At 68.2% G+C, this 16,439-nt stretch carries 15 protein-coding genes; 9 read left to right on the top strand and 6 right to left on the bottom strand.

Annotation, left to right across the window (positions count from 1 at the left end):
* Positions 1 to 111: 111 nt before the first annotated feature.
* On the bottom strand, positions 112 to 858 hold the full coding sequence (gene ppgK / locus DXT68_RS09000; RefSeq protein WP_045253019.1) for a polyphosphate--glucose phosphotransferase: 747 nt from the start codon (positions 856 to 858) through the stop codon (positions 112 to 114).
* Between the two features lie 68 nt (positions 859 to 926).
* Between ppgK and DXT68_RS08995 the strand changes: the two genes are divergently transcribed.
* Genes DXT68_RS08995 through DXT68_RS08980 form a run of 4 tightly spaced genes read left to right on the top strand, consistent with a single transcriptional unit; the run spans position 927 to position 6,406 of the window.
* Positions 927 to 1,142, top strand: a complete 216-nt coding sequence (locus DXT68_RS08995; protein WP_045253018.1) for a hypothetical protein — start codon at positions 927 to 929, stop codon at positions 1,140 to 1,142.
* A 2-nt stretch (positions 1,143 to 1,144) separates the two neighbouring features.
* Positions 1,145 to 2,482, top strand: a complete 1,338-nt coding sequence (gene glnA, locus DXT68_RS08990) for a type I glutamate--ammonia ligase (RefSeq protein ID WP_045253017.1) — start codon at positions 1,145 to 1,147, stop codon at positions 2,480 to 2,482.
* A gap of 9 nt (positions 2,483 to 2,491) precedes the next feature.
* Positions 2,492 to 5,467, top strand: a complete 2,976-nt coding sequence (locus DXT68_RS08985; RefSeq protein WP_045253016.1) for a bifunctional [glutamine synthetase] adenylyltransferase/[glutamine synthetase]-adenylyl-L-tyrosine phosphorylase — start codon at positions 2,492 to 2,494, stop codon at positions 5,465 to 5,467.
* 9 nt (positions 5,468 to 5,476) lie between these two features.
* On the top strand, positions 5,477 to 6,406 hold the full coding sequence (locus tag DXT68_RS08980) for a diacylglycerol/lipid kinase family protein (RefSeq protein WP_045253015.1): 930 nt from the start codon (positions 5,477 to 5,479) through the stop codon (positions 6,404 to 6,406).
* On the opposite strand, the gene DXT68_RS08975 is transcribed toward DXT68_RS08980, so the two are convergent.
* A complete protein-coding gene (locus DXT68_RS08975) occupies positions 6,393 to 7,547 on the bottom strand; it encodes an AI-2E family transporter (RefSeq protein ID WP_082068814.1) in 1,155 nt (384 codons plus the stop codon). The genes DXT68_RS08980 and DXT68_RS08975 overlap by 14 nt on opposite strands.
* A gap of 104 nt (positions 7,548 to 7,651) precedes the next feature.
* Complete coding sequence (locus DXT68_RS08970) at positions 7,652 to 7,843, bottom strand: hypothetical protein (protein WP_167541581.1); 192 nt, start codon at positions 7,841 to 7,843, stop codon at positions 7,652 to 7,654.
* 199 nt (positions 7,844 to 8,042) lie between these two features.
* Here DXT68_RS08970 and DXT68_RS08965 point away from each other — a divergent pair, with 199 nt between their 5' ends.
* Both DXT68_RS08965 and DXT68_RS08960 read left to right on the top strand, forming a co-directional pair.
* The gene (locus tag DXT68_RS08965; RefSeq protein WP_052677613.1) at positions 8,043 to 8,465 is read left to right on the top strand and encodes a VOC family protein; all 423 of its coding nucleotides are present in this window, start codon (positions 8,043 to 8,045) and stop codon (positions 8,463 to 8,465) included.
* The gene (locus DXT68_RS08960; protein ID WP_045253013.1) at positions 8,462 to 10,084 is read left to right on the top strand and encodes an MFS transporter; all 1,623 of its coding nucleotides are present in this window, start codon (positions 8,462 to 8,464) and stop codon (positions 10,082 to 10,084) included. The genes DXT68_RS08965 and DXT68_RS08960 overlap by 4 nt, the downstream gene beginning before the upstream one ends.
* A 159-nt stretch (positions 10,085 to 10,243) precedes the next feature.
* On the opposite strand, the gene glnA (DXT68_RS08955) is transcribed toward DXT68_RS08960, so the two are convergent.
* The gene (gene glnA / locus DXT68_RS08955; protein ID WP_045253012.1) at positions 10,244 to 11,668 is read right to left on the bottom strand and encodes a type I glutamate--ammonia ligase; all 1,425 of its coding nucleotides are present in this window, start codon (positions 11,666 to 11,668) and stop codon (positions 10,244 to 10,246) included.
* Positions 11,669 to 11,828: 160 nt separating this feature from the next.
* Between glnA (DXT68_RS08955) and DXT68_RS08950 the strand changes: the two genes are divergently transcribed.
* Positions 11,829 to 12,215 (top strand): RDD family protein, encoded by a 387-nt coding sequence (locus DXT68_RS08950; RefSeq protein WP_115760557.1) that lies wholly within the window; start codon positions 11,829 to 11,831, stop codon positions 12,213 to 12,215.
* A 9-nt stretch (positions 12,216 to 12,224) separates the two neighbouring features.
* On the opposite strand, the gene DXT68_RS08945 is transcribed toward DXT68_RS08950, so the two are convergent.
* Positions 12,225 to 12,707 carry an ATP-dependent zinc protease family protein gene (locus DXT68_RS08945; protein WP_200946588.1) on the bottom strand — a complete coding sequence of 161 codons (483 nt, stop codon included), beginning with the start codon at positions 12,705 to 12,707 and terminating at the stop codon, positions 12,225 to 12,227.
* Positions 12,708 to 12,732: 25 nt separating this feature from the next.
* On the opposite strand from DXT68_RS08945, the gene DXT68_RS08940 reads away from it, so the two are divergent.
* Entirely contained in the window at positions 12,733 to 13,920 is a 1,188-nt protein-coding gene (locus tag DXT68_RS08940; protein WP_045253010.1) for a RimK family alpha-L-glutamate ligase, read from the top strand.
* A 66-nt stretch (positions 13,921 to 13,986) separates the two neighbouring features.
* On the opposite strand, the gene DXT68_RS08935 is transcribed toward DXT68_RS08940, so the two are convergent.
* Entirely contained in the window at positions 13,987 to 14,697 is a 711-nt protein-coding gene (locus tag DXT68_RS08935) for a DUF4191 family protein (protein ID WP_045253009.1), read from the bottom strand.
* A 181-nt stretch (positions 14,698 to 14,878) separates the two neighbouring features.
* On the opposite strand from DXT68_RS08935, the gene DXT68_RS08930 reads away from it, so the two are divergent.
* The gene (locus tag DXT68_RS08930; protein WP_052677612.1) at positions 14,879 to 16,429 is read left to right on the top strand and encodes a hypothetical protein; all 1,551 of its coding nucleotides are present in this window, start codon (positions 14,879 to 14,881) and stop codon (positions 16,427 to 16,429) included.
* Positions 16,430 to 16,439: the final 10 nt, after the last annotated feature.

Genomic DNA, 16,439 nt, shown 5'->3' with positions numbered 1-16,439 from the left:
TTGCTTACTGGGAACGTTACTAGGTTACCTAACTAAAGGGAAGTCCGAGGTTCTCAGGGCCTCGCGATCTGATCGTGAGGAGCCCGACCCGGCCGTTCCCCGAGTGGCGGATCAGTCGCCGGCGAGCGACGCTGCGCCGATGATGCCGGAATTGTTCCGGTGGATCGCCGGGACGATCGGGGTCTTGAGATCGAGCAGCGGCAGGAAGTCGCCGGCGTTCTTCGAGACGCCGCCGCCGACCACGAACAGGTCGGGGCTGAAGAGGAACTCGATGTGCGAGTAGAAGGCCTGCAGGCGCTCGGCCCACTCCGACCAGCTGAGGCCCTCGCGCTCGCGAGCAGACGTGGCGGCGAAGGTCTCGACCGACTCGTACTCGCGGAAGTTCAGGTGCCCGAGCTCGGTGTTGGGAAGCAGCACGCCGTCGTTCAGGAACGCGGAGCCGATGCCGGTGCCGAGCGTGGTGAGCAGGGTGAAGCCGCGCACGTCACGGGCAGCGCCGTGCCGGGCCTCGGCGACGCCCGCGGCATCCGCATCGTTCACGAAGACGATGTTGCGGCCGAGTCCGTCGCGGAAGAACTTCTCGGCGTCGAAGTCGATCCATTCCTTCGACACGTTGGCGGCGGAGAGGGTCTTGCCGCGCTTGACGATCGCGGGGAACGCCACGCCCAGCGGAAGCGACGCGTCCTTCACGTCGAGGGTCTTCAGCACGGTCTGCACCGCCTGGAGCACATCCTGCGGAGATGCGCCCGCCGGGGTGGGGACCCTCACCCGGTCCGATGCCATGGTGCCGTGCTCGAGGTCGACCAGACCCGCCTTGATTCCCGTGCCGCCGATGTCGACGCCGATCGCTTTTGCCATGGTCGATAGCTTAGCGACCGCCGCCAGCGCCAGTAGGATCGATGACACACGTATGAAGGGGAACGGCCATGTCGAACGGCGATGAGAAGTACTGGTACAACCTGGAGACCCGTCAGGTCGAGTTCGGCATGATCTCGCCGTCCGCCGACCGTGTCGGTCCCTTCGACACCGAGGCTGAGGCGGCGCACGCGCCGGAGAAGCTGCAGGAGCGCTCGCGCGCCTGGGCCGACGAGGAGGCCGCCGAGAACGGCTGGGACTCCGGTACCGGCACGGGCGCCGAGTGACGATGGACAAGCAGAGGGATTTCGTCCTCCGGACGATCGAAGAGCGCGGCGTCAAGTTCGTGCGACTGTGGTTCACCGACGTCATCGGAACGCTGAAGTCGGTCGCGATCGCTCCGGCCGAGGTCGAGGGCGCATTCGCCGAGGGGATCGGGTTCGACGGCTCGGCCATCGAGGGACTGACCCGCAGCTACGAGTCCGACCTGCTCGCCCAGCCCGACCCGACCACCTTCCAGACGCTGCCGTGGCGCGGCGAGATCGACCCGACGGCGCGCATGTTCTGCGACATCACGACGCCCGACGGACGCCCCGCCGTCTCCGACCCGAGACACGTGCTCAAGCGCACGCTCGCGAAGGCGGCAGACGCCGGATTCACCTTCTACACGCACCCCGAGATCGAGTTCTACCTGCTCAAGTCGTCGTCGTTCGGCCCCGAGGGTCCCGTGCCCGTCGACTCCGCCGGCTACTTCGACAACGTGCCCGGCGGCACCGCACACGACTTCCGCCGGCGGTCGGTGCGCATGCTCGAAGACCTCGGCATCTCGGTCGAGTTCAGCCACCACGAGGGTGGGCCAGGGCAGAACGAGATCGACCTGCGGTACGCGGATGCTCTGACGATGGCCGACAACGTGATGACGTTCCGTACGGTCATCAAAGAGGTCGCGATCGAGCAGGGCGTGTACGCCACGTTCATGCCCAAGCCGTTGAGCGGACACCCCGGAAGCGGCATGCACACGCATATGTCGCTGTTCGAGGGCGAGCGCAACGCCTTCTACGAGGAGGGCGCCAAGTACCAGCTGTCGAAGACCGGCCGGCACTTCATCGCCGGACTCCTGCGTCACGCCAACGAGATGGCGGCCGTGACCAACCAGTTCGTCAACTCGTACAAGCGTCTGTGGGGCGGTGACGAAGCGCCCAGCTTCGTCACGTGGGGCCACAACAACCGCTCGGCTCTCGTGCGCGTGCCGATGTACAAGCCCAACAAGGGCGGATCGTCCCGCGTCGAGTACCGCGCCCTCGACTCCGCGGCGAACCCCTATCTCGCGTACGCGCTCATGCTCGCGGCGGGCCTCAAGGGCATCGAGGAGGAGTACGAGCTCCCACCAGAGGCCGAGGACAACGTGTGGTCACTCAGCGACGCCGAGCGTCGCGCTCTGGGATACGCCGCGCTGCCGGCGAGTCTCGACCACGCGCTCGAGTACATGGAGAGCTCCGAGCTGGTCGCCGAGACACTGGGCGAGTCCGTGTTCAACTACGTGCTCCTCAACAAGCGCAAGGAGTGGGAGGCCTACCGCGGCCAGGTCACCCCGCTGGAGCTGAAGAACAACCTCGAGCTGCTCTGAGCGTCGCGCATGGCCCGTTCGGACGACTCCGTCTCCCTGTCCGCGCTGGCACGGCTCGGGTTCGCCGAGCTCAGTGAGGCCGCGGCCAATCTCGCGGAGCTCGCCGGGCTGCTCGGTCTCGAGAGATCGACGCTGCTCGGCGAGGCCGACGGGGCCGATCCCGACTCGGCGGTGGAGGGGATGCTGCGCGTCGCCCGCCGCGATCCGTCGGCCATCGCCGGTCTGTTCGCCGACCCGCGGGCACGGCGACGTCTCTGGCGCGTCTTCGGCGCCTCACAGGGATTCGCCGATTTCTTCCTGCGGCACCCCGGCGAGATCGCGGTGCTCGGCGAGGCGGCCGCCGAGCTTCCGACGGCTCAGCAGCTGCGTGAGCGGATGCTGGACGCCGTCGGCGCGGTCGACGGCTTCGCCGCGTCCGGCGATGACGACGCGGTGGTCATCCTGCGCGTGGCCTACCGCCGCAATCTCGCGGCGATCGCGGCGATCGATCTCACCGTGCACAACCCGGTGCGCATCGTGGGTGATGTCAGCGCCGCCCTCGCCGACATCGCGGGCGCGGCACTCGAGGCGTCGTTGGCGATCGCCCGGCGCCGTCTCGCCGACTCGCTGACCCACGAGCAGGTGGCCGCCACGCAGCTCGCGATCATCGGCATGGGCAAAGCAGGCGCCAGGGAACTGAACTACGTCAGCGATGTCGACGTGATCTTCGTCGGCGGCACCGCCGACGAAGAGGTGGTGTCGGAGGCCAAGGCGATCGACATCGCGACGCGGCTCGCCCGCGAGACCATGCGCGGTCTCAGCGGCATCGAGGTCGAACCGCCGCTCTGGGAGGTCGATGCGGCGCTGCGGCCGGAGGGCAAGCAGGGCGCGCTCGTGCGGTCGCTCGCCTCTCACCTGGCGTACTACGACCGGTGGGCGAAGAGCTGGGAGTTCCAGGCGCTGCTGAAGGCGCGTCCGCTGGCAGGCGATCCCGAGCTCGGCGAGGCGTACGTCGCCGGAGTGCAGCCGAAGATCTTCTCCAGCGCGGCGAGGGAGAACTTCGTCGACAGCGTGCAGCGCATGCGCGAGCGCGTGATGGAGCACATCGACCCCGAAGACGCTCCCTACCAGCTGAAGCTGGGGGCCGGGGGTCTTCGCGACATCGAGTTCACGGTGCAGCTGCTGCAGCTGGTGCATGGCCTCACCGACACGCGGCTGCGCACGAGGGGCACGCTGGAGTCCCTCGATGCACTGGTCGAGGGCGGCTACATCGGACGCGCCGAGGCGGCGTCGTTCGCCGACGACTACTGCATCCTCCGACTGATGGAGCACCGCCTCCAGCTGCGGGAACTGAGCCGCACCCACCTGATGCCGCGTACCCCCGCAGGGCTGCGCGTCCTCGCGCGCAGCACCGGGCTGGGCGAGTCTGGCGAGGCCATCTGGGCGCGATGGGAGGGCGTTCGCCGCGAGGTCCGCGACATCCATACCCGCCTGTTCTACCGGCCGCTGCTCAGTGCGGTCGCCTCGCTGCCCGAAGAGCAGCGCACGCTGTCGACCGCGCAGGCGCACGACCGCCTGATGGCGATCGGCTTCCGTGATCCTGCGGGCGCGCTCCGACACATCGGGGCCCTCACCACCGGTCTCAGCCGCAAGGCGACCATCCAACGTCACCTGATGCCCGTGATGGTGCGCTGGTTCGCCGACGGCAGCGACCCCGACTACGCCCTGATCGCGTTCCGCCGGATCAGCGAGCGACTGGGCGACACTCCCTGGTTCCTGCGAATGCTGCGCGACTCGTCCGGCGCGGCCGAGAGCCTCACGCGACTCCTGTCGTCGTCGCGGTATGTGGGCGAGCTGATGGAGTGGATCCCCGAATCGGTGGCCTGGCTCGACAGCAGCGACCTGCTGCGACCGCGCAGCGGAGCGGCGATCGATGAGGAGGCGCGCGCCATCCAGACGCGCCATCGTGACATCGGCGATGCCCTGCAGGCGGTCCGGGCGCTGCGGCGTCGGGAGCTCCTGCGCACCGCGATGGGCGGGGTGCTCGACGTGCTCTCGATCGAGCAGATCGCCACCTCGCTCACCGAGATCACGGATGCCACGATCCAGGCAGCTCTGCGTGCGGTGCGCCGGGAGTTCGTGACCGCCGAGGACGACGCGCTCGACTTCGCCGTCATCGGCATGGGGAGATTCGGCGGCGCGGAACTCGGATTCGGCTCGGACGCCGACATCCTCTACGTGTACGACGCCAACGGGATCGACCCGCAGCGGGCCCAGGCGCTGGCGACCAGGATCGTCTCGGGCCTGCGCGAGCATCTGACGGATCACCGGGTGCCGCTCGATCTCGACGCCGATCTGCGCCCGGAGGGACGCAACGGTCCGGTGGTGCGCTCGATCGACGCGTACGCCGAGTACTACCGCCGGTGGTCGCTCTCCTGGGAGGCGCAGGCGCTGCTGCGGGCCCGCGGCGTGGCGGGCAGCGTGACGCTGATCGAGAAGTTCACGGCCCTCGCGGACAGCATCCGCTACCCGGCGCAGATCGACCTGCAGGGCACCCGGGAGATCAAGCGCATCAAGGCCAGGGTGGAGGGGGAACGGCTGCCGCAGGGGGTGGATCCCCGGCGGCATCTGAAGCTCGGCCCCGGCACCCTGAGCGATGTCGAGTGGCTCGTGCAGCTGCTGCAGCTGCAGCATGCACACGACGTGCCCGAGCTGCGCACGACGTCGACGCTCGCAGCGCTGGACGCCGCCGTGACCGCCGGGCTCGTACCTGCGGAGTCGGCCGATCTGCTGCGGGAGGCGTGGCTGCTGTCGAGCCGCCTGCGCTCTGCCATCACGCTCTTCACGGGCAAGACCAGCGACGTGCTGCCGACCGGGCCCAGGGAGCTCGATGCGATCGGACGACTGCTGGGCTATCCCGACCGCTCGGCGAGCGTGCTCGACGACGACTATCTCGGCGTGACGCGACGTGCCAGACGGGCGTTCGAGCAGCTGTTCTACGGCTAGCCTGATCTCATGACGATCTCGAAGCTCGGTGTGGTGTGGAACCCTTCGAAGCCCGGCGGCGACAAGCTGCGGGCAGCGGTGGCCGAGGTGTTCGAGAACGACGCCGAAGGCATCCCTGTGCAGTGGTGGGAGACGACTCCCGAAGACCCGGGCCGTGGCATGGCGGCAGAGGCCGCGAGCGAAGGCTGCGACGTGGTGATCGCCGCCGGTGGCGACGGCACGGTGCGCGCGGTCGCCGAGGGCCTCGCGGGCACCGGCGTCGCCCTGGGCATCGTGCCCCGCGGCACCGGAAACCTGCTCGCACGGAATCTCGACGTGCCTCTCAATGACATCCCCGCCGCGCTGCGTCGCGTGCTCGAGGGCGAATCCCGCAAGATCGACATGGGATGGGTGGAGCACCGCGGTGCCGAGCATGCGTTCGTCGTGATGGTCGGGTTCGGCATCGACGCGCAGATGCTCGTCGAGACGGATGACGACCTCAAGAGTCGCGCCGGCTGGTTGGCCTACGTCGAGGCGATGGGTCGCGCGGTCGCCGGCACCGAGATGATCGACATCGAGCTGACGCTCGACGACGCCGAGCCGGAGGGGCTGCGCGGTCACACCATGCTCATCGGCAACTGCGGCATGGTCCAGGGCGGCATCCGCCTGCTGCCCGACGCCCTGATCGACGACGGCCAGCTCGACATGCTGCTGGTGAGCGCCGACGGCCCGCTGCAGTGGCTCGACACCGTGCGCTCCCTGGTGTGGGAGAACGGCGTGCGCCGCCTGTTCGGCGCGGTCGACCAGGCCGTCAGCACCGACTCGACCACCCATGTCGCGGCGCAGCGGATCGCGGTGACCCTCTCGTCGCCTCAGGCGTTCGAGATCGACGGCGAAGAGGTCGGCGAGGTCTCGTCGTTCTCCGTGCGGGTCGACCCCGGCGCGCTCACCGTTCGCTGAGCGTCCCCGGCGGCACGACCTTCTGGTCCTGCGTGGGGAAGACGACCTTCTGCACGATGATGATGACGCTCGCGGCCACGGGGATCGCGACGAGAGCGCCGAGGATGCCGCCGAGTGCTCCTCCTGCGACCGCGGCGATCACCACGAGGGCTCCGGGAACGGCGACGGCCTTGTTCATGATGCGCGGCGACAGGATGTACGCCTCGACCTGCATGTAGACCAGGTAGTAGCCGATCGCGATCAACGCGGTCACCGGGCTCTCGATGAGGCAGACGAGAGAGATGATGATCGAGGCGCTCAGCGTACCCACGAGCGGGATCATCGATCCGATGAAGGCGACGAGAGCGAGCAGCGCAGGGACCGGGGCCCCGATGATGCTCAGCATGATCAGGCTCAGCACGCCGTTGATCAGCGCGAGGCTGGCCTGACCCATCACGTAGCGGCCGACGGCACCGGAGACGTCCTCGAGCAGCCCGTGAAAGGTGTCCCGCTGGTAGGCGGGGACGAAGCGCGTGGCGACGCGTTTGATGCTGCGCAATGACGCCATGAAGTACAGCGTCAGGATCAGCACGATGGTGACCCCGGTGAATCCGCCAGCGATGCCCGCGCCGACGGCGAAGACTCCGCCGCCGATGTCGGCGAGGTTGCCCGGATCCTGCAGGAACGAGAGGATGCCGTTGGCCGCGTCCTCGAAGGTAGATCCGAACCGGCTGTTGAGGTCGGTGAACCAGGCGGCCGACTGGATGTCCTTGACCATCTGGGGGCCGTTGTCGATCAGGTTGGTGATCTGGTCGACGACGATGGGCACGATCGCCAGGATGATCCCGGCGAACGCGAGCACCACCACCGAGACGACGATGGCGACCGCGGCGGGGCGAGGCAGCTTCCTCTCGATGAACGCGACGATGGGGTCGAGCCCGAGGGCCAGGAAGATGGCGACGCCGATGTAGACGAGCACGGTGGCCAGCTGATTGACGATCCCGCCGAGCATCAGGGCGACGAGCACCCCCAACGCACCGAGCAGTCCGTACATGAACGGGTTGATGCGGGCGATCGCGGCGGCGGCGGTCTTCGGCTGCGCCGGGGGAGTCTCGGAGGTGAAGACTCTCTTCGGCTCCGATTTGTCGTGCTTACGGCGCATGGCGGCCCCCATCATGATCGAACAGACCACTCAGTTGACCAGTCGCCCGGGGTGAAAGCAAGCGCGACACGGCCGCGTGACACGCCGGTGGGCAGAGAGCGGGGTCAGCGACTCCTGCGCCGCGCGCGGATGTTGAGCCACTGGGAGAGAGCGAGCAGCGCCATCGCCACGACCGTGAACCAGACGGTCGGTCCCACGACGCCCGCGACGATCAGGATGATGCACGTCAGCGCGAAGAGAGCGGCGAAGACGATCAGGCCGTAGCTGATCCCGATGCGGCGGTCCCTGTCACTCATCCGACCACCATGCCAGGTGTGCACCTCGATGTCGACCGGTGAGCGATCCATCACCGTGGCAGGGTCCATGCTCCGCGTCGACGGCGCGGTCGCACGGGGGTGCACTGAACCCTCGACATATGTCGAGCAGCCGTCTCCTCCGCACCTTCTAGCGTGCGATCAGGGCGCCCATCAGACGGCGCGAGATCGAGGGGATCCTATGTCGACAGAGCCCGTTCCCGTCGGTCACGCGCATCCGCAGACCGACTCGTTCAGCGCGATCGGGAACGTCTTCTACTTCGTCGCCGATCTCGATGCCGCGGTCGAGTGGTACGCGGCGCGACTGCACCGCCGGCCCACGATTCGAGGGGGAGCGCTGGTCGCATTCGAGCTGGGTGGTTCGCGTCTGACGCTGCACGCCGCGGACGAGGTGAACTCGCCGGGGCCGTCCGGGACGGTGCCGTACTGGACCGTACCCGACGTCGACGCGATCGTCGCGGACTGGACCGCCCATGGGGCGCGGGCTCATCGAGGACCGAAGACGGTCTTCACCGGCGAGCGGCTGTGTCAGCTTCTGGATCCGTTCGGCAATCTCTTCGCCGTTCGAGAGGAACCGTCAGACAGGGTGGACGAGCACCGATGACCGCCGCAGCCGATGCGACCGAATCCCGCCCCGTCTCCGCGTGGGCGCCCCTGGCCATTCCCGCGTTCCGGGTGCTGTGGTTCGCACAGCTGGGGAGCAACATCGGCACCTGGATGCAGACCGTCGGCGCGCAGTGGTTCCTCGTCGATGCGGCCGCCGGAGCGACTCTCATCGCCCTCGTGCAGACAGCGAGCCTCGCCCCGGCCGTGCTGTTCTCGCTGCCGGCGGGGGTGCTGGCCGATTCGCTCGACCGCCGAAAGCTGCTGATCTGGGGATCGGCGGCGAGCGCGCTGATCGCCGCCGCACTCACGGTCATCGCGTTCTTCGGTGCTCTCACACCGTGGACGATTCTCGGCTTCACCTTTCTGCTCGGGATCACCTCGACACTGACGTCACCGGCGTGGCAGGCGATCCAGCCTGAACTCGTTCCCCGTCCGCTCATCGGTGCGTCCTCGGCGCTCGGAGGAGTCACGGTGAACGGCGCCCGCGCAGTCGGGCCCGCTCTGGCCGGAGTGGTCCTGTCTCTGTTCGGCGCCCCGGTGGTGTTCGGCATCAACGCGCTCAGCTTCGTCGCCGCAGTCGTTGCGCTGTGGTGGTGGAGGCGTCCACCGCAGCTCGGCCTCGACGACCGCGAACCTTTCGGCGCCGCGCTCCGAGCGGGCGTCCGCTACGTCGCATCCGCCCATCTGGTGCGTCGCATCCTGCTGAGGTCAGCCCTGTTCGCTCTTCCCGCCAGCGCGCTGTGGGCCCTGCTTCCCGTCACCGCCACACGGCTGGGCCTCACCTCGAGCGGATACGGGTTCCTTCTCGGCGCGGTCGGCGCCGGTGCCGTGCTGGGCATCTTCGTCCTGCCCGTCGCCAGAAAGCGATTCTCGGACAACGTGGTGATCGGGGTGAGCGCGCTGCTGTTCGCGGTCGGCACCCTCGCTGCGGCGTTCCTGCCCTTCGTGCCGATGCTGCCGCTGCTCGTCCTCGCCGGCGTCGCCTGGATCGGGACGCTCACGGTGCTCAATGCCGCACTGCAGCTGACCCTTCCCCAGTGGGTGCGATCGCGCGGGGCATCGATCTACATCCTCGTGTTCATGGGGGCGATGGCAGTGGGATCCTTCGGGTGGGGCGCTCTGGCCGGCGCGCTCAGCACGGCGATATCCCTGGCGGCGGCCGCGGCGCTGCTCGTCATCGTGGCAGTGAGTGTCGCGTGGCTTCCTCTTCTGCCTGGCACCAGCACCGTGGACCGCACGGTGTCGATGTCGTGGCCCACGCCCACCCTCGTTCTCGACCCGCAGCCGACCGACGGTCCTGTGCTGGTGCAGATCACCTACACCGTGGATCCCGGCCGCGTCGAGCCGTTCCGCGAGGCCATGCGGCTGGTCGAGGCCTCCCGGCGCCGCACGGGCGGGTATCGGTGGACCCTTCTGCGCAGCGGGGAGGAACAGGATGTGCTGCTCGAGTCGTTCATGGTCCCGTCCTGGGGTGAATACCGGCGTCAGCAGACACAGAGACTGACCGGGCGCGATCGTGAGATCCAGGCCGATGCCCGAGCGCATATCCAGGGCGAGCCCCGCGAACGGCACTACTTTCCCGAGTCCCCACCGTCTCACGGCGTCAGCACGCGCTGAGACGGATCCACCGCACCACGGCTCGGCCGTGTCGGCTCACGCACAGCACAGAGCCCCGGCTTCGACGTGCATCTCTACGGAGATGTCGTCGAAGCCGGGGCTCGGTGGCCTCGGAGCGCGCTCCTCGATGTCTGTGAATCGAGAACGCGCTACCGGGTGTCAGACGCCGAAGTACAGCTCGTACTCGAACGGGTGCGGGCGCTGAGCCATCGGCAGGATCTCGTTCTCGTACTTGTACGAGATCCAGGTCTCGATGAGCTCCTCGGTGAACACGCCGCCCTCGAGGAGGAACTGGTGGTCCTCCTTCAGCGCGTCGAGCGAGTCGAGCAGCGAGTTCGGAACCTGAGGGATGTTCTTCGCCTCCTCGGGAGGAAGCTCGTAGAGGTCCTTGTCGACGGGCTCGTGCGGCTCGATGCGGTTCTTGATGCCGTCGAGGCCGGCCATGAGCTGCGCGGCGAACGCGAGGTACGGGTTGCCCGAGGCATCCGGTGCACGGAACTCGATGCGCTTGGCCTTCGGGTTCGAACCGGTGATCGGGATGCGGATCGCGGCCGAGCGGTTTCCGGCCGAGTAGACCAGGTTGACCGGAGCCTCGAAGCCCTTGACCAGGCGGTGGTAGCTGTTCAGCGTCGGGTTGGTGAAGGCCAGCAGTGCGGGCGCGTGTGCCAGGATGCCGCCGATGTACCAGCGCGCGATGTCGCTGAGCTGGCCGTAGCCGGCCTCGTCGTAGAACAGCGGCTTGCCGTCGTTCCACAGCGACTGGTGCGTGTGCATGCCCGAGCCGTTGTCGCCGTACAGCGGCTTCGGCATGAAGGTGGCGACCTTGCCCCACTCCTCGGCGGTGTTCTTGACGATGTACTTGAACTTCAGGATGTCGTCCGCCGAGTGCACCATGGTGTCGAAGCGGTAGTTGATCTCCTGCTGGCCGGCGGTGCCCACCTCGTGGTGCGAGCGCTCGAGGATGAACCCGGCCTCGATCAGCTTCAGGGTGATGTCGTCGCGCAGGTCAGCGGTCTTGTCGACCGGGCTGACGGGGAAGTAGCCGCCCTTGTACGGGGTCTTGTTGGCGAGGTTTCCGCCCTCCTCCTCGCGACCGGTGTTCCACGCGGCCTCCTCGGAGTCGACCTTGTAGAAGCTCTCGCCGGCGGTGACCGAGTAGCGCACGTCGTCGAAGATGTAGAACTCTGCCTCGGGAGCGAAGAACGCGGTGTCGGCGATGCCGGTCGACGCGAGGTACTTCTCGGCCTTCTTGGCGACCTGACGCGGGTCCTTCGAGTAGATCTCCCCGGTGCGCGGGTTGTAGATGTCGAAGATCATCACGAGCGTGCTCGCCTCGCGGAACGGGTCCATGTAGGCCGTCGTCACGTCGGGGATGAGCTGCATGTCGGACTCGTGGATGCTCGCGAAGCCGCGGATCGACGAGCCGTCGAACAGCTGGCCGTCGACGAAGAAGTCCTCGTCCACGGTCGCAGCGGGGATGTTGAAGTGCTGCTGGACACCAGGAAGATCAGTGAATCGGATGTCAAGGAACTTGACGTCGTTCTCCTTGATGTAGCTCAGCACCTCGGACGAATCTTTGAACATGTACGACTCCTGGATTGCGGATCGATGGCTTCACGGCCATTGTGCACAGTACGTGCGGGGCGTTACTCCACGGTATCCGCTTTGTTTCGAGCGTGTTACGCGCCGGTAGGCTTGTGACGTGACGGACGCTGTGAACACGTATCCCGGAGAACGCCTCGGAATGCCCCGGACGGGTACGGGCAGCATCGCCAGACCGGGCCGGCGGATCGGCGCGCTCCTCATCGACTATCTCGCCGCGACGATCATCGCCACGGGGTTCCTGGGCTATGACCAGTTCGCGCTGCCGAGCGAGGCGGGGCTGACCATGTTCGCTCCGATGGCGGTCTTCGCGGTCCTGCAGATCCTGTTCATCCCGACCGCAGGCGGAAGCCCGGGACACCGCATCCTCGGGATGCGTCTCGTGTGCCTCGACGGCGGCTGGGTGGGGCTGTGGCGTCCGATCGTGCGCACGCTGCTGCTCGTCATCGTGATTCCCGCGGTCGTGTTCGACGCCGACCAGCGCGGACTCCACGACAAGGCGACGGGGCTCGTGCTCATCCGCGCCTGAGCCGGCGCGTCACTCCTTGCCGCGGTTGCGGCGTCGGGCCTCGCGCGGCGCCCGTCCACCGACGAAGGAGCGCGCGGGATCGACGAGGTAACCCCGACGGAGAGCCTCGCGCCCGATGAGCATCCGGAATCCCATCTCGTCACGGTTGCTCAGCGTCACCTCGGCGAGCACTTCGCGGTCGTGCAGGCGGATGAGCATCTCGACGACCAGACGCTCCTGGGCGTGGCCGGAGGAGCTGCGCACCGCGCGTCGGTCGTGCACCGGGGACTCGACGACGACCGCATCCTCCTGGCTGTCCTGCCAGGGCTTGACGCGGAATCGCACCCACGACACGCCGTCGCGCTCGAACTCATGGATCTCGAACGCATGCAAGGACGAGGTCCGCGCACCCGTGTCGATCTTGGCTTTGAGCCAATCGACGCCGAGATCAGGCAGGCTCACCCATTCTCGCCACCCGATAAGGGTGTTTGAATGGTGGGACGACTTGTTCACCCGACCATCCTGGCAGGAATTCCCCGTGAAGATCGCAGTGCTCTCCCGTGCGCCGCAGGCGTACTCCACCCAACGACTGCGAGCCGCGGCTCTTCAGCGTGGTCACACCGTCAAGGTGCTCAACACGCTGCGCTTCGCGATCGACCTCACCGCCGACGAGCCCGACCTGCATTACCGTGGCCGCCAGCTCAGCGATTACGACGCGATCCTCCCGCGCATCGGCAACTCGATCACGTACTTCGGCACGGCCGTGGTGCGCCAGTTCGAGCAGATGGACGTCTACACGCCCAACACGGCCAACGGCATCTCCAGCGCCCGTGACAAGCTCCGGGCGAACCAGATCCTGTCCCGGCACAACATCGCGATGCCGCCCACCGCCTTCGTGCGCAACCGCGCCGACGTGCGCCCCGCGATCGAGCGGGTCGGCGGTGCTCCCGTGGTGATCAAGCTGCTCGAGGGCACCCAGGGAATCGGCGTGATCCTCGCCCCGCAGGTGAAGGTGGCCGAGGCCATCATCGAGACACTGCACTCCACGAAGCAGAACGTGCTCATCCAGAAGTTCATCTCCGAGAGCCGCGGCCGTGACATCCGCGCCCTCGTCGTGGGCGACCGCGTCGTGGCGGCGATGCGACGCTCGGCGGCGGGTGACGAGTTCCGCTCGAATGTGCACCGCGGCGGATCCGTCGAGGCGGTCGAACTCGACCCCGTCTACGAGCGCGCGGCGGTGCGATCGGCGCAGATCATGGGACTCCGCGTGGCTGGCGTCGACATGCTCGAGGGGGAGGACGGGCCGCTGGTGATGGAGGTCAATTCGTCTCCCGGGCTGCAGGGCATCGAGACGGCCACCAAGCTCGACGTCGCCGGTGCGATCATCGACTACATCGCCGGCCAGGTTGCGTTCCCCGAGATCGATGTCCGTCAGCGGCTGACCGTCTCGACGGGCTACGGAGTCGCCGAGCTCATGGTGCACGGGGCCGTGGACCTGGTGGGCAAGACCCTCGGCGAGGCCGGTCTCTGGGAGCGCGACATCACGGTTCTCACCCTGCACCGGGGCGTCTCGGTCATCCCGAACCCCCGTAAGCACGTGGTTCTCGAGGCCGAGGATCGACTGTTCTGCTTCGGCAAGCTCGACGAGATGCGATCGATGGTTCCCGAGCGTCGTCGTCGTCGCGCCAAGGTGCGCCGGCTTCCACGACAGCCGCTGTCGGAGTGAACGACGAAGCGCGGCCGTTCCTCGGATGAGGGCGGCCGCGCTTCGTTCTTCTGCGGTGGTGCGGGATCAGCGCGGGCGCTGCGCCCTGACCTTGGTGGGGTCGATGCCCTTGGGGATCGGCAGCGAGGAGATCGACTGCGACACGGACTCGATGCGGCGGATCACAGCACCCATCGTGGCCTTGTCGATCACCTTCGGAAGCTTCTTGACCGTCTTGGCGAGGTCGGCGATCGCGACGTCGTCGTCGCCGTGGCCGATGTAGATCACCGTCACGGGCACGCCGTGGGCGACCCGAGCGGCCTTGCTGCGCTCATCGTTGACCAGGCGGCTCAGACGTCCGCGCGAGCCCTCTCCGACCACGACGACGCCGCCGCGGCCGACGGCGCGGTAGACCGCATCCTGCGTCTTGGGGTTGATGCCGACGGGAGTCTCCGAGCCCTGCCAGTTGCGGCCGAGGCTGGTGCTGAGCACATGTCCGGTGGCACCGGGCATGCCGTCGATCTTCTGGTACATGGCCGACGTCGACAGGCGCGTCATGAGGAACATCGCGCCGAGGATGCCGAGCATCAGACCCGAGATGCCCCAGAGGATCAGGGTCCACACCTGGAACGGCGGGATCAGGTACCCGACGATGAGTCCGACGAGGACGCCGAGCACGAGCATCGCGATCTGGGCCCAGGGGAGCCAGGGGTAGATCTCCCTCGTGAACTTGAAGAGGGATCTGATCTGGGAGAAGAACCCCGGACGCTTCTCGGGCGCGGACGTGCGGTTTGCCATGCAACAAGGATACCGACTGCGCGGTGCGCGCACGTCGTCGTTCGCGTCGGGCGGATTCGCAGGTCGACACGGCTCCTGCACCGATGGCGAATACGGGGGATTCGATCCCCACTGGCACTGTGGGGTCCTTCTGCGGCCGCGGGTGCGATGGGGTGGGGTCATGGCAGTCAGAGAGTCCCGAATGCGCGATGCGCCCCTCGTGCCCGGTGTGCACCGCGTGATCCGCCGGCTCGATGCCGACGAGGGCCCGTTCGCGGGTCCGCTCGTTGTTCAGGGAGGGTCGGCGGCCGTGCTGGTCGACGCGGCGGAGCTCGGCGGCTGGGCGGGCTGGGCGCATGCGGGGGATGAGCACGTCGCCGCGCCCGTCGATCTCGCGCGCCGGCCGGGCGGGCACGATGTGCTCCTGCCCTGGTGCACGGAGCGTGTCGGCGCGCTGCTCGGGTGTCGGACGCTGGCAGAGATGCCCCTCGCGGCGGGGGAGATGACGACGCTGGTGGCGAGCCTCCTGCGCGGGGTCGCTGAGCTCATCTCCTCCGACGACGGCGACTGCGCGGGCGAGTGGTGGCTCACCGACGACGGGCGTCCGCTCTTCGTGATCGGCAGTGGCGCCGACGTGTGCGCGGCCACAGCCCGCCTCGTGGAGCAGCTTCACCAGGGCTGCGGCGACCGCGCATTGAGCCGATTGCTCGGTCATATCGCCGAGGGGCTGCGGGCTGCCGGTGGCGCGGCCCGGATGTCCACGCGCAGGCTCGAGCGCTGGGAGACCGATCTGCTCGACACCGCGGCGCCGCGCCCTCTGCAGCGGTCGCTGCAGGAACCGGTGCGCGTTCGAGATCTCGACGCGGGACGCAGGGTCGTGCCGGCCCCCGTCTCCCGACGCGATGGGCGGATCGAGGGGACGAGCCGTTCCTCTCCCTCCGTCGTCGTCCGGCGCATCGTCGTCGCGGGCGCGACGAGCGTGGCGGAGATCGCATCCCGAGGGGTCCGGGTGCTCCGAGGTCTCCGGATGCTCCGAGTGCGCCGCCCCGCCGTGATGGCTGAAGGGCGCCGGGCCGCTCACGACGACGGGAAGGTGCCGGGGCGGCCGAATCGATCGCGGACGCGGCACAGGCGCGCGGCGCTGGTGGCCGCCGTCGCCGCCTCCGTCGTGCTGGCCGCAGGGCTCCTGTGGCCGGCCGGGGCGACGCAGGGCCACGACGAGCCCGCAGAGCGTCCGCTGAGCGGGGAGGCGGCAGGTGCGGAAGCGCACGGGCACGAGGCCCCCTCGGGGCCGACGACGCCGGCGGAACCCGCCGACGATGTCGACCGCGCTGACGATACCGACCCCGCAGACCCCGAGGGAACCGCGCGTCCCGACGACTCCGCGGAGTCCGAGGTCGCTCCGTCGACTTCGGACGATCCGGTGCTCGCTGCACCTGCGGTGCTCGCCATGCTCACGACGTGCCTCGCTGCAGGAGATGCCGTATGCGCCGATGCGGTGGCCGAGGGTTCGGCCACCGCATCCTCGACGTTCGGGAAGGCGATCGCCGAGACCGCCGAGGGCGACGAAGACCGACTGACGTTCGCGCCGGTCGACCAGTACGGTGACCTCGCCGTCGTCAGGGTGTCATCACCCGTCCACGATGCGCAGGAGGCTGCGTCCGCGCTGCGCGAATGGATGCTCGTCCTCGTGCGGATCGAAGAGAAATGGCTGGTCCGCGACGCCTACGACGTCGCGGACCAGCCAGGGTGATGCAGTAGTG

The sequence above is a fragment of the Microbacterium foliorum genome (assembly GCF_003367705.1).
In the GTDB taxonomy this organism is placed as follows: domain Bacteria; phylum Actinomycetota; class Actinomycetes; order Actinomycetales; family Microbacteriaceae; genus Microbacterium; species Microbacterium foliorum.
Note: the sequence above shows the minus strand (reverse complement) of the source record. Positions and strands in the feature narration are given on the sequence as shown.